This is a genomic window from Gordonia bronchialis DSM 43247 (assembly GCF_000024785.1).
GTDB classification, from domain to species: Bacteria; Actinomycetota; Actinomycetes; order Mycobacteriales; family Mycobacteriaceae; genus Gordonia; species Gordonia bronchialis.
The window spans coordinates 4,111,072-4,123,576 of record NC_013441.1 but is presented as its reverse complement, the minus strand read 5'-3'; the positions used below and the strand labels follow the sequence as shown (position 1 = coordinate 4,123,576).

The window sequence follows — 12,505 nt, the reverse complement described above, 5'->3', positions numbered from 1 at the left end:
GTTCTCACTCCGTGTGTACAGATTTCGAGAATTGTCTACTCTCTGGTGCCCGCGCCGGGCCGACGACGCCGTCAGCGCGCCTGGAACGACCCGCTGCCGGGGACGACGGTGAAGGTATTGCCATGTTTGCCGAGCACCGTCGTGGTGAACGTGATCCGTCCCGGGCCGGTGGTGATCTCCGCGCCCGCGGAGGGACGACCGCCCGCGCAGGCAGGGAACACCACGTCGTTGGTCTTGTGGGTGGTGGTGTTGCGCCAGGTGACTCCCACGCGGGCATCGCGCAAGCTGGTGGCACAGGCATTGCCGGGGGTCGGTTCCAGTGCGATCCGGGTGACGCCGGGGCGGACGGCCGACGCCGCGAGCGGTGCCGAGAACCCGCCCGAGATGCCCGCACCGGACACGGTGATGCCGGCGTTCGGTGTCTGCGTCACGAGAATCGGACGCGGCTTCTCGGGTGCCGCCGATGCGGTGCCGGCGCCGAGCAGGCCGGCCCCCACCAGGCCTGCGGACAATGCCACAGTGGCTGCGCACGCGCCGGCGACGGATATCGGTTTAAATCCCATGAGTATCTCCTGTCACTCTGGCCACAATTCGGATCCAGGGTACGTGAGTGGGCTGCGTCTCCTCAAGGTCGTCACGATTGCAGCTCACGGCCCCTGGGCTGATAGAGAGAATCCCATGAGTCCGCTTCGCGAACCCCTCGCCACCTTTCAGGTCGGACACCTCGAACGTACCGGTCATGCCTCGGCGACCGGCGAGCAGCAGTTGTCCGCGCGCTTGGCCGACCACCGTGGACGCATCGATCTGCCTGCGCTCGGCGTCCTGTTCGACCATCTCGGTGGCATCCCCTTCCAGCTGATGAACCTCGACACCGGTGGGTTCACCATCCAAGCGCGACTGTCGATCTCGGCGCAGGGCCACGTCGGCATCGGGGAACGACTGACCAGCAGCGCGCAGATCGCCACCCACGACGACAACTACGCCACCACATCCGTGGAGATCCGTACCTCGTCGGGAACCGTGTGCTGCGTGGGCACCGCGCGCAACGTGGTCGTCGGGCGTTCCGGTGAACCGATCTCGGCCGACGGTGAGGCCGGCGGCGACATTCCCGACGGCGCCGACGCCGACGGGATACGCCTGCCAGAGGTCATCGACCCCAAGCTGGCCGGACGCGACATCGTGGCCGAGATCGCCAACGGCACCCGCGACGCGGGACCGCTGGTGGACCTCTTGAACTGTCGCGTCGAGATCGAGGGTTCCGGGGCCGACGCCGTCCTGCGGTTGCGCGCGAGGACCGAGGACTGGATGGGCAACATGTTCGGCACCATGCACGGCGGCGTGATCGCCACCATCGTCGGGCAGGCCGCATCGCTTGCCGGACAGGTGCACACCGCCCCGGGGCAGGACTATTCCGTGTCCGACCTCGCCGTCGGGTTCTACCGCTCGCCGGCGGTCCATGGCGGGGAGGTCATCGCCGAGGTGGTTCCGATCAAACTCGGGCGGCGCATCGGGTCCTTCGACGTGACGCTCACCGCGCATGACGGGATGCTGCTGAGTCGGGGAACTGCCGACGTCAGGTACGGCTGAGCCGGGCGTCGCGTTCCGGATGGGGACCGCGCCCCGAAATGAAACAATCATGCACGCTTGCTTTTTCTATGCTCGCGTGTGAGGCTGCTCTCATGTCGATCGTGGAAGCGCTCGTCGCGGATCTCACCGCCGAGTCGGATCAACTCGATGCTCTCGTCGCCGGACTCGACGACTCTGCCTGGGCGACACCCACAGCGGCTGCGGGGTGGACCATCGCGCACCAGATCGCCCACCTGGCCTGGACCGACGAAGCGGCCGCGCTCGCCGCCCGCCATCCGGACCGGTTTGCCGAGGAACTAGAGGTCGCCGCCACGAATCCGGAAGGGTTTGTCGACGCGGCCGCCGATGCCGGGGCCGCGAAGCCGCCGACCGCGATCCTGACGCACTGGCGGGAGGTGCGCGCCGGCCTCGCCGAGGTGCTGATCGCCGTACCCGACGGCGTGAAGATCCCGTGGTTCGGGCCACCGATGTCGGCGGCCTCGATGGCCACCGCGCGACTGATGGAGACCTGGGCACACGGCCTCGACGTCGCCGATGCGCTCGGTGTGGCGCTGCCGGTGACCGACCGCATCCGGGGGGTCGCGCACATCGGTGTCCGCACCCGTGACTACGCCTACCTGGTCAACGGCGCGACGCCGCCGTCGCAGCCCTTCCGCTATGAGCTGACCGCTCCGTCCGGCGAACTGTGGAGCTGGGGACCCGACGACGCCACCGACATCGTGCGCGGTCCGGCGGTCGACTTCTGTCAGCTCGTCACACAGCGTCGTCATCCCGCTGACCTGGATCTCGACGTCGTCGGGTCCGACGCCACCGAATGGGTGCGTATCGCACAGTGTTTCGCCGGCCCGCCGGGAACGGGGCGACCGGCCGCAACGACCACCGACACCGAGCAGGGAGCCTGATGAGCCCAGAAGCCAAGCCCGCCATCCGAATCGGCAATGCCTCGGGATTCTACGGCGACCGATTCACCGCGATGCGCGAGATGCTCGACGGCGGTGAACTCGACTTCCTCACCGGTGACTACCTCGCCGAGCTGACCATGCTGATCCTCGGGCGGGACCGGCTCAAGGACCCGAACCTGGGCTATGCCAAGACCTTTCTGCGTCAGATGGAGGAGTGTCTCGGCCTGGCGATGGACCGCGGGGTACGGATCGTCGCCAACGCCGGCGGTCTCAATCCGCACGGGCTGGCCGTGGCGCTGCGTGAACTCGCCCAGAAACTCGGTGTACCCACCGACATCGCCTTCGTCAACGGTGACGACCTCGTCGACCGGGCCGGCGAACTCGGGCTGGGGTCGCCACTGACGGCGAATGCGTATCTCGGCGGTTTCGGAATCGCGGCCGCCCTCGATGCCGGTGCGGACGTGGTCGTGACCGGACGGGTCACCGACGCGTCGTTGACCGTCGGACCGGCCGCCAGTGTCTTCGGTTGGGGGCGGGCCGATCTCGACGAACTCGCCGGTGCTGTCGTCGCCGGCCATGTGATCGAATGCGGGGCGCAGGCCACCGGTGGAAACTACGCGTTCTTCACCGACCTCGTCGACGCCGGACGGATGGGTCACCTCGGCTTCCCGATCGCCGAGATCGCGGCAGACGGATCGTCGGTGATCACCAAACACGAGGGCACCGGCGGCGCGGTCACCCTCGGAACCGTCACCGCCCAGTTGCTTTACGAGGTGGGCGGACCGCGTTACCTCGGACCAGACGTGACTACCCGACTGGACACGATCCGCCTCGCCGAGGACGGCCGCGACCGGGTGCGGATCAGCGGCGTTCGTGGTGAGGCGCCGCCGGAGAGCATCAAGGTCTCGCTCAATCACCTTGCGGGGGTACGCAACGAGATCACCATGATCCTCACCGGACTCGACATCGAGGCCAAGGCCGAGCTGTTCAAACAACAGTTCCTCGCCGCCTTACCCACCAGCCCCGCCGAGATCACCTGGGAGCTGTCCCGACTCGACCGCCCCGATGCCGACACCGAAGAGCAGGCGAGTGCGCTGTTGCGCTGTGTCGCACGCGATCCCGACGCCAAACAGGTCGGCCGGGCGTTCAGCGCCACCGCGGTGGAACTCGCACTCGCCAGCTATCCAGGGTTCACCATGACGTCGCCGCCCGGCAACGGCACCCCCTACGGCGTGTTCGAACCCGGATACGTCGACGCCGCCCGGATCGAACACCGCGTCGCGCTGCCCACCGGTGTCGTCGCCACGATCGATCCGAGCCCGGTCCGCGCCCCCGTAACTCCCGACGAGCCCGACGAGGGGCCCGCGGTGACGGGCGGGGCAAGAGGCGACTGGGGTCCCACCGCGCTGACCCCGCTCGGCACCATCGCCGGCGCACGCAGCGGCGACAAAGGCGGCAGCGCCAACATCGGTGTGTGGGTTCGTGATCCGGCGCACTTCGCGTGGCTGGACGAGACCCTCGATGTGGTGCTGCTCAAGCGGCTGCTCCCCGAGGTCGCCGACCTGCCGGTGCGTCGCTACCGGCTGCCGAACCTGTCCGCGGTGAACTTCGTGATCGATGGGGTTCTCGGGCGCGGTGTCGCCGAGAACGTGCGATTCGATCCGCAGGCCAAGGGGATGGGGGAGTGGTTGCGGGCGCGGCCGGTGCCGGTCCCGCTGTCGTTCCTCGATTCTGCCTCATCCGACAGCAACGAAGAGGAGTAGCGGTGCCCATCACCAGCCCCGTCTGGGACAGCCCGGAACGGCGTGAATTACGGTCCACTGTCTGCGGATTCGTCGAACGTCACATCCTGCCGTACCAGGATACCTGGGAGCGGGACGGACTGCTGCCACGCGACCTGCACCGCGAAGCGGCCAAGCTCGGCCTCTTCGGACTCGGGGTGCCCGAGGACGTCGGCGGCTCAGGTGGCGATCTCATCGACTCGAGCATCCTTGCCGAGGAGTTCCACTACGCGGGTGCGGCGGGCGGGGTGTTCGCGTCGCTGTTCACCCACGGGATCGCGTTGCCGCATCTCATCGGTGCCGCCGACCCCGATCAGATCGACAGGTGGGTACGCCCCACTCTGGCCGGAGAAAAGATCGGTAGCCTCGCGATCACCGAACCCGATGGTGGCAGTGATGTCGGCCACCTGCGGACCTCCGCGGTCCGCGACGGCGACCACTACGTAGTCAACGGCGCCAAGACCTACATCACCTCCGCCGTCCGCGCCGACTTCGTGGTGACCGCGGTCCGTACCGGCGGCCCGGGTGCCGGTGGCGTTTCGCTTCTCGTCATCGACAAGGACACACCGGGTTTCACCGTCACCCGACGGCTGGAAAAGATGGGTTGGCGCAGTTCGGACACCGCCGAACTGTCGTTCGTCGACGCCCGGGTGCCGGTCACCAATCTGGTGGGTGCGCAGAACTCGGGTTTCGCGCAGATCGCCGCCGCCTTCGTAACCGAACGGTCGGGGCTGGCCGTGCAGGCCTACGCGAGTGCGCAGCGGTGCCTCGACCTCACGCTGGCCTGGGTACGGGACCGGCAGACCTTCGGGAAGCCGTTGATCGCACGGCAATCGGTACAGGACTCACTCACCGAGATGGCCCGTCGCATCGACATCGCACGCACCTACACCCGGGCGGTCGTCGAACGCAAGGTGACCTCCGGCGACGATCTGATCGCCGAGGTCTGCTTCGCCAAGAACACCGCCGTCGAAACCGGTGAATGGGTGGCCGACAAGGCCGTCCAACTCTTCGGGGGCCTCGGCTACATGACCGGCACCGAGGTGGAACGGCAGTACCGGGACATGCGCATCATCGGGATCGGCGGCGGGACAACCGAGATCCTGTCCGGTCTCGCGGCCAAACGATTGGGGTATCAGCAGTGACGGGAGTCAGCAGGTGACAACGCTACGATCCACTCTCGATCCGGCGGGATCGGAGTACGTCGCATCCGCCGATGCGATGCAGACCAAACTCGACGAACTGGCCGGCGAGTTCGACAAGGCGCTGGCCGGCGGCGGTGAGAAATACGTTGCCCGACATCGTAAGCGCGGCAAGATGACCGCCCGCGAGCGGATCGAACTCCTCGTCGACGAGGATTCGGCGTTCCTCGAACTGTGCCCGCTGGCCGCCTACGGCTCCGACTTCCAGGTGGGGGCATCGGTGGTGACCGGTATCGGTGTCGTCGAGGGTGTCGAATGCCTGATCGTTGCCAACGATCCCACCGTCAAGGGTGGCACCTCCAACCCGTGGACACTCCGGAAGATACTGCGCTGCAACGATATCGCCCTGCAGAATCGCCTTCCCGTGGTGTCGCTGGTGGAGTCCGGCGGGGCTGATCTGCCGACGCAGAAGGAGGTGTTCATCCCCGGTGGCCGGATGTTTCGTGACCTCACCCGTCTGTCTGCTGCCGGAATCCCCACCGTCGCACTGGTCTTCGGGAACTCGACGGCCGGCGGTGCCTATGTGCCGGGGATGAGCGATCACGTGGTGATGATCGAGAACCAGTCGAAGGTGTTTCTCGGGGGACCGCCGCTGGTCAAGATGGCGACCGGCGAGGACAGCGATGACGAATCGCTGGGCGGCGCTGCGATGCACGCTCGGCAATCCGGGCTCGCCGACTACTACGCGGCCGACGAGCAGGACGCCATCCGCATCGGACGGCGCGTCGTCGCGCGACTGAACTGGCGTAAGAAGGGGCCGGGACCGGTCGCCGACGTGATCGAACCGCGTTTCGACCCCGAGGAACTCCTCGGCATCGTGCCGTCGGATCTGAGGATCCCGTTCAATCCGCGTGACGTGATCGCCCGGGTGGTCGACGACAGCGACTTCGACGAGTTCAAACCGGAGTACGGGGCGTCGCTGTGCACCGGATGGGCGCGCATCCACGGGTACCCGATCGGCATCCTCGCCAACGCGCAGGGCGTGCTGTTCAGCCAGGAATCGCAGAAGGCGACCCAGTTCATCCAGCTCGCGAACCGCAGCGACACCCCATTGTTGTTCCTGCACAACACCACCGGCTACATGGTCGGCAAGGAGTACGAGCAGAACGGCATCATCAAGCACGGCTCGATGATGATCAACGCGGTGTCCAACTCCACCGTGCCGCACATCTCGGTGCTCATGGGTGCCAGTTACGGCGCCGGACACTACGGGATGTGCGGGCGCGCCTACGATCCGCGGTTCCTGTTCGCCTGGCCCAGTGCGAAATCCGCCGTCATGGGTGCCGCTCAGCTGGCCGGGGTGATCTCGCTGGTGTCGCGTGCGGCCACCGAGGCGCGCGGCGGGACGGTCGACGAGGCCGCCGACGCGGCGATGAAGCAGATGATCGAGGCGCAGATCGAGGCCGAGTCGGTCCCCGCGTTCCTGTCCGGAATGCTCTACGACGACGGCGTCATCGACCCCCGGGATACCAGAACCGTTCTCGGGCTGTGTCTCTCGGCGATCCACAGCGGGCCCGTCGAGGGCACGTCCAACTTCGGCGTCTTCCGGATGTGAGGCGGACATGACCATCACCTCTGTACTCGTGGCCAACCGTGGCGAGATCGCCTGTCGCGTGTTCACCACCGCCCGCGCGATGGGATTGCGGACCGTCGCGGTCTTCTCCGACCCCGACGCGCACGCTCCGCACGTCGCGATGGCCGACAACTCGGTCCGGCTCCCCGGCTCCACGTCCGCCGACACCTATCTGCGGGGCGACGCCGTCATCGCCGCCGCCCGCGCCGCAGGTGCCGACGCCATCCACCCCGGCTACGGGTTCCTCTCCGAGAACGCCGAATTCGCGCAAGCGGTGATCGACGCCGGGCTCACCTGGATCGGTCCGCCGCCCGCCGCGATCGCATCGATGGGCTCCAAGGTCAACGCCAAGAAGCTGATGGCCGATGCCGGGGTGCCCGTGCTCGGCGACATCGACCCGGCCGCGGTGCGCGCCGACGATCTCCCACTGCTCATCAAGGCGTCGGCCGGAGGCGGTGGCCGCGGTATGCGGATCGTGCGCAGCCTCGACGAGCTCGACGCGGCCATCTCGGCGGCGGCCCGGGAAGCGGAGTCCGCCTTCGGCGACCCCACCGTCTTCTGCGAGCCCTACGTGGAGAGCGGACACCACATCGAGGTCCAGATCATGGCCGATGCGCACGGGGCCGTCTGGGCCGTCGGTGAGCGGGAATGCTCGATCCAGCGGCGGCATCAGAAGATCATCGAAGAGGCGCCGGCACCGCTCGTGGAACGGATCGGCGGTGACCTGCGAGAGCGGCTGTTCGCCGCGGCCCGCACCGCGGCGTCGACGATCGGCTACACGGGTGCGGGGACGGTGGAGTTCCTCGCCGACGCGTCGGGCCGGTTCTTCTTCCTGGAGACCAACACCCGCCTGCAGGTGGAGCACCCGGTGACGGAACTGACCACCGGAACCGATCTCGTCGAGTGGCAACTGCGCGTGGCGATGGGCGAGCATCTCGACGTCACCGAACCCGGTACGCGCGGCCATGCCATCGAGGTGCGGCTCTACGCCGAGGATCCGTCAGCCGATTGGCAGCCGCAATCGGGTGCCGTCCACGCGATCGACATCGCTGCCGATGTCCGGTTCGGTCCGTTGCAGCGCCCCGGCATCCGGGTCGACGCCGGCATCGAAGCCGGGAGCGAGATCTCCACCTTCTACGATCCGATGCTCGCCAAGATCATCGCCTGGGCCCCGGATCGGCGGCGGGCGGCGGCGATGCTTGCCCGATCGTTGGCCGACGCGCGGCTGCACGGTCCGCTGACCAACCGGGACATGCTCGTCAACACGTTGCGTAGCAAGGCCTTCGGGGAGGGCGACACCGACACCGGGTTCATCGACACGGTGGGCCTCGACGTACTCTCCGCACCACTCGTCGACGATGACGATGTGGCCGTGGGCGCCGCAGCGGCAGCGTTGGCCGACGCGGCAGCGGCCCGCGCGGCGGCTGCCGTCCAGCGTGGGCTGCCGGCCGGGTGGCGCAACCTGCCGTCGGGATTCCAGGTCAAGCGCTACACCACCGGGCAGGGCACGGAACTCGACGTCCGCTACCGCATGACCCGCACCGGCGTCGAACTGCCGGACCTTGCCGAGGTCGCCGTCGTCGACGTCGCCGCGGACCGGGTGACCATGGAGATCTCGGGTGTGCGAACGACGTTCGATGTCCACCGCTACGGCGACGAGGTCTTTGTCGATGGGCCCGGCCGGTCGGTCGCACTGCGCCGGGCGCCACGGTTCGTCGATCCGGCCGCCGTACAACGTCCCGGGTCGCTCTTGGCCCCGATGCCCGGGTCGGTGATCCGCATCGCGGTGGCCGAGGGCGACCGGGTGAGCGCGGGACAGCCACTGCTCTGGCTCGAGGCCATGAAAATGGAACACACCGTGGCCGCGCCCGCCGACGGTGTGGTGACCACGCTGGCCGTGCAGAGCGGTCAGCAACTGTCCGTCGGCGATGTACTCGCGGTCATCAGCTCCGATGATGAGACCGATTCCGCGTCAACCGAAACCACCACACACGAGGAGACCCACTGATGACCGAGACCATCGATCACGTCACCAATCCGTTCGTGGAGACACCCGAGCGTGCCGCGTTGCGGTCGTCGGTGGCCGCGTTCGCCGCGAAGTACGGACAGGAGTACTTCCGCCAATGCGCCCGCGAGGGACGCAAGACCGACGAGATGTGGCTGGAAGCCGGCAAACTCGGCTTCATCGGCGTCAATCTGCCCGAGGAGTACGGCGGCGGCGGAGCGGGGATGTACGAGCTGTCGATCGTGATGGAGGAGATCGCCGCGGCCGGCACCGGGTTGCTGATGCTGGTGGTCTCCCCGGCGATCTGCGGCAACATCATCGCGCGTTTCGGCACCGACGAGCAGAAGCAGCGATGGATCCCGGGGCTCGCCGACGGCACCATCACGATGGCGTTCGGCATCACCGAACCCGACGCCGGCTCCAACTCCCATCAGATCACCACCACCGCCCGGCGCGACGGTGACGACTGGATCCTCAACGGCCGCAAGGTGTTCATCTCTGGCGTCGACCAGGCGCAGGCGGTGCTGATCGTGGCCCGCACCGAGGACGCCAAAACCGGCAAACTCAAGCCGGCTCTGTTCATCCTGCCCACCGACGCCGCCGGCTTCGAGTGGACCATGATCGACATGGAACTGCAGAACCCGGAGAAGCAGTTCCAGCTCTTCCTCGACGATGTGCGACTGCCGGCCGACGCGCTGGTCGGCTCCGAGGACGCCGCGCTGAGTCAGCTGTTCGCCGGGCTCAACCCGGAACGCATCATGGCCGCCGCATCCGCTGTCGGTATGGGCCGCTTCGCACTCGGCAAGGCCGTCGCCTACGTCAACGATCGCACCGTGTGGAAGACGCCGATCGGCGCGCATCAGGCGATCGCCCACCCGCTCGCGGAAGGTAAGGTGCAGATCGAGATGGCCAAGCTGATGATGCAGAAGGCCGCCACCATGTACGACGCCGGAGACGACTGGGGCGCAGCCGAACCCGCCAACATGGCGAAGTACGCCGCGGCGGAGGCGTGTGTGAAGATCGTCGATCAGGCCGTGCATTCGATGGGCGGCAACGGGCTCACCACCGAGTACGGACTCGCGCCCATGCTGAGCCTCGCCCGCATCGCCCGGATCGCCCCGGTGAGTCGGGAGATGATCCTCAACTTCGTCGCGCAGACCAGCCTCGGTCTGCCGAAGTCGTACTGAGCGGGAGAGTGTCATGAGTGAGGTCGACGGTGAGGTCAAGGTCCGGGTCGACATCGACGCCGGGGTCGCGACGGTGCAACTCGATGCGCCCGAGAAGCGCAACGCACTCGGGGCCACGCTGGTGGGACAACTGCAGTCGGGTCTGCGCCGGGCGGCCGACGACCCACAGGTACGCGCGATCGTGCTCACCCACAGCGGCGGGACCTTCTGCGCGGGAGCCGATCTCAGTGAGGCACTGGCGTCGGGAATGTCGGTGGAGGATGCATCGTCGGCCGGCACCCGCTCGATGATCGACCTGATGCGCATCATCATCGAGACGCCGAAGCCGGTGATCGCCCGCATCGACGGCCATGTGCGCGCCGGTGGTTTCGGCCTGATCGGCGCGTCGGACATCGTGCTCGCCGGCCCGCGCTGCACCTTCGCGCTGACCGAGGCACGACTCGGCGTGGCTCCGTCGGTGATCTCACTTGCGTTGTTGCCCAAGATGTCCGGCCGCGCCCCGGGTCGATACTTCCTCACCGGTGAGACCTTTGACCCGGCGCGAGCGGTTGAGATCGGGCTGGTCACCGAGGCGTTCGACTCCGCCGACGCGCTCGATGACGGCGTGGCGACGGTGCTCAACGGTGTTCGTCGTGCATCGCCCCAGGGTCTGGCGGCATCCAAGGCGCTGACCACCGCGTCACTTCTGGCGTCGTTCGCGGCGTCGGCCGATCAACGTGCGCAGGAGTCAGCGGCGTTGTTCGCCTCCGATGAGGCGCGCGCGGGGATGACCGCATTTCTGTCCAAGAAGGCGCCCCCGTGGGACCTCACCGCAGCGGCCGAACCGTCGTGACGACAACCACGCGCGGCGCCGGTTCGCGTGAGCCACAACAGGAGCGGTCGCGGCTGACACGCGAACGCCTCCTCGCCGCGACGATCGACGCGTTGGCCCACGACGGCTGGGCGTCTGCGACGGTGGCGGCGGTGGCCGAGCGTGCCGGCGTCTCCCGCGGGGCGGCCCAACACCATTTCCCGACACGCGAGAAGCTGATCACCGCCACGCTCGAGCAGGTCTTCGACGATCTGACGGTCCGGATGTCAACGGCGGCGGCCGTCCCGGCAGGACAGGATCGGGTGCGGGTGGCGGTCGATCGCGCGGTGGAGATCTACACCGGCACGGAGTTCAAAGCGGCCCTGCAGGTGTGGGCCGCCGCGGCGTCGGACAGCGCACTGCGTGGGCTGATCCTGCCGCTGGAGGCCAAGTTCGCGCGAGCGGCACACCGCATGACGATGGCCACCCTCGGTGCCGACCCCGATGACGAGCAGGCTTACCGCGCGGTGCAGGCGACACTCGACCTCGCGCGCGGTCTCGGTCTTGCCGACACGCTGTCCGATGACTCGGCGCGTCGCGCGCAGGTGGTCGCCACCTGGTCGGAGATGTTGCGAACCTCGCTCGGCTGAGCGCTCACCTGTCGCGGCTCAACCAGCACATGGGCGGGCGGGTCAGCCCGCGCGGGCCAGTTCGACGAAGCGCGGCAACAGCTTCGGCGGGTCGGTGACGACACTGCGCCGCGCCATCGCGATCAGGGAATCGTGTTCGGCGGGGTCGAAGTAGCCGTGGTGGCGATAGGCGGTGATCCGCGTGCACAGGCCCTCGACGTCGAGTTCCGGATGGAACTGGGTGGCATACACGTGGTTTCCGACGCGGAAGGCCTGTACCGGGCAGGCGGGTGACGACGCGAGGAGAACCGCGTGCGGTGGTAGTGAGCTGATGGCTTCTTTGTGGCCGACGAAGGCGTCGAAATGCGGGGGCAGCACACCCATCAGCGGGTCGGCGAGTCCGGCGTCGGACAGGGCCACCGGGACTGCACTGATCGGTTCCGGCCAGCGCCGGTCGACGACGGCGCCGATGGCTGTGCCGATCGTGCCGATGCCGTAACACGCACCGAGGAACCACGAGTCCTCATCGATCACCGTCCCGAGCAGTGCGGCGAGCTCCTTTTCGGCACGAATCTGTGCCGGCGACTTCGACTCGTACGGATCGCTCGCGTTGAACGGGCCGCCACCGAGCATGATGCCCGCGTAGTCGGCGGGATCGAGATCGCCTGACGATTCCTGCTCGAGCCGCAGGCGATGCAGAGTTCGGTGGGAGAGTCCGCTGAATCGGACGAACGCCTCGTACTCGTTGTCGGCGGCGTCGTCGTCGGCACGAATGCTGATCAGCAAGAACGGCCTCACACTGCCCGACTCTACCGTCGTGCGGCCGAGGCGATCCTCGGATTCGGTCTC

The 12,505-nt window shown here is 67.8% G+C and carries 11 protein-coding genes; 9 read left to right on the top strand and 2 right to left on the bottom strand.

Annotated elements, in window-relative coordinates; translation table 11 throughout:
• Window positions 1–71 precede the first annotated feature (71 nt).
• On the bottom strand, window positions 72–563 hold the full coding sequence (locus GBRO_RS19055) for a hypothetical protein (protein WP_012835515.1): 492 nt from the start codon (window positions 561–563) through the stop codon (window positions 72–74).
• A 115-nt stretch (window positions 564–678) separates the two neighbouring features.
• Here GBRO_RS19055 and GBRO_RS19050 point away from each other — a divergent pair, with 115 nt between their 5' ends.
• The 9 genes from GBRO_RS19050 to GBRO_RS19010 all read left to right on the top strand — a co-directional run bounded on the left by GBRO_RS19050 (window position 679) and on the right by GBRO_RS19010 (window position 11,677).
• Window positions 679–1,587: a PaaI family thioesterase gene (locus GBRO_RS19050; protein WP_012835514.1), complete on the top strand. Its 909-nt coding sequence runs from the start codon at window positions 679–681 to the stop codon at window positions 1,585–1,587.
• Between the two features lie 92 nt (window positions 1,588–1,679).
• The gene (locus GBRO_RS19045) at window positions 1,680–2,489 is read left to right on the top strand and encodes a TIGR03084 family metal-binding protein (RefSeq protein ID WP_012835513.1); all 810 of its coding nucleotides are present in this window, start codon (window positions 1,680–1,682) and stop codon (window positions 2,487–2,489) included.
• Window positions 2,489–4,252: an acyclic terpene utilization AtuA family protein gene (locus GBRO_RS19040; protein ID WP_012835512.1), complete on the top strand. Its 1,764-nt coding sequence runs from the start codon at window positions 2,489–2,491 to the stop codon at window positions 4,250–4,252. The genes GBRO_RS19045 and GBRO_RS19040 overlap by 1 nt, the downstream gene beginning before the upstream one ends.
• A gap of 2 nt (window positions 4,253–4,254) precedes the next feature.
• On the top strand, window positions 4,255–5,415 hold the full coding sequence (locus GBRO_RS19035; protein WP_012835511.1) for an acyl-CoA dehydrogenase family protein: 1,161 nt from the start codon (window positions 4,255–4,257) through the stop codon (window positions 5,413–5,415).
• Window positions 5,416–5,428: 13 nt separating this feature from the next.
• On the top strand, window positions 5,429–7,027 hold the full coding sequence (locus GBRO_RS19030) for an acyl-CoA carboxylase subunit beta (RefSeq protein ID WP_012835510.1): 1,599 nt from the start codon (window positions 5,429–5,431) through the stop codon (window positions 7,025–7,027).
• A gap of 7 nt (window positions 7,028–7,034) precedes the next feature.
• Complete coding sequence (locus GBRO_RS19025) at window positions 7,035–9,053, top strand: acetyl/propionyl/methylcrotonyl-CoA carboxylase subunit alpha (RefSeq protein WP_012835509.1); 2,019 nt, start codon at window positions 7,035–7,037, stop codon at window positions 9,051–9,053.
• Window positions 9,053–10,237: an acyl-CoA dehydrogenase family protein gene (locus GBRO_RS19020; RefSeq protein WP_012835508.1), complete on the top strand. Its 1,185-nt coding sequence runs from the start codon at window positions 9,053–9,055 to the stop codon at window positions 10,235–10,237. The genes GBRO_RS19025 and GBRO_RS19020 overlap by 1 nt, the downstream gene beginning before the upstream one ends.
• 13 nt (window positions 10,238–10,250) lie before the next feature.
• A complete protein-coding gene (locus GBRO_RS19015; RefSeq protein ID WP_012835507.1) occupies window positions 10,251–11,069 on the top strand; it encodes an enoyl-CoA hydratase family protein in 819 nt (272 codons plus the stop codon).
• On the top strand, window positions 11,066–11,677 hold the full coding sequence (locus GBRO_RS19010) for a TetR/AcrR family transcriptional regulator (protein ID WP_012835506.1): 612 nt from the start codon (window positions 11,066–11,068) through the stop codon (window positions 11,675–11,677). The genes GBRO_RS19015 and GBRO_RS19010 overlap by 4 nt, the downstream gene beginning before the upstream one ends.
• A 42-nt stretch (window positions 11,678–11,719) precedes the next feature.
• On the opposite strand, the gene GBRO_RS19005 is transcribed toward GBRO_RS19010, so the two are convergent.
• Complete coding sequence (locus tag GBRO_RS19005) at window positions 11,720–12,454, bottom strand: glutamine amidotransferase (protein ID WP_012835505.1); 735 nt, start codon at window positions 12,452–12,454, stop codon at window positions 11,720–11,722.
• Window positions 12,455–12,505 lie beyond the last annotated feature (51 nt).

What these genes read in the sequence shown, in the direction of transcription:
- GBRO_RS19055 (WP_012835515.1), bottom strand. Translation starts at nt 563, where the DNA reads ATGGGATTTAAACCGATATCCGTCGCCGGCGCGTGCGCAGCCACTGTG.
- GBRO_RS19045 (WP_012835513.1), top strand. Translation starts at nt 1,680, where the DNA reads ATGTCGATCGTGGAAGCGCTCGTCGCGGATCTCACCGCCGAGTCGGAT.
- GBRO_RS19020 (WP_012835508.1), top strand. Translation starts at nt 9,053, where the DNA reads ATGACCGAGACCATCGATCACGTCACCAATCCGTTCGTGGAGACACCC.
- GBRO_RS19025 (WP_012835509.1), top strand. Translation starts at nt 7,035, where the DNA reads ATGACCATCACCTCTGTACTCGTGGCCAACCGTGGCGAGATCGCCTGT.
- GBRO_RS19050 (WP_012835514.1), top strand. Translation starts at nt 679, where the DNA reads ATGAGTCCGCTTCGCGAACCCCTCGCCACCTTTCAGGTCGGACACCTC.
- GBRO_RS19015 (WP_012835507.1), top strand. Translation starts at nt 10,251, where the DNA reads ATGAGTGAGGTCGACGGTGAGGTCAAGGTCCGGGTCGACATCGACGCC.
- GBRO_RS19040 (WP_012835512.1), top strand. Translation starts at nt 2,489, where the DNA reads ATGAGCCCAGAAGCCAAGCCCGCCATCCGAATCGGCAATGCCTCGGGA.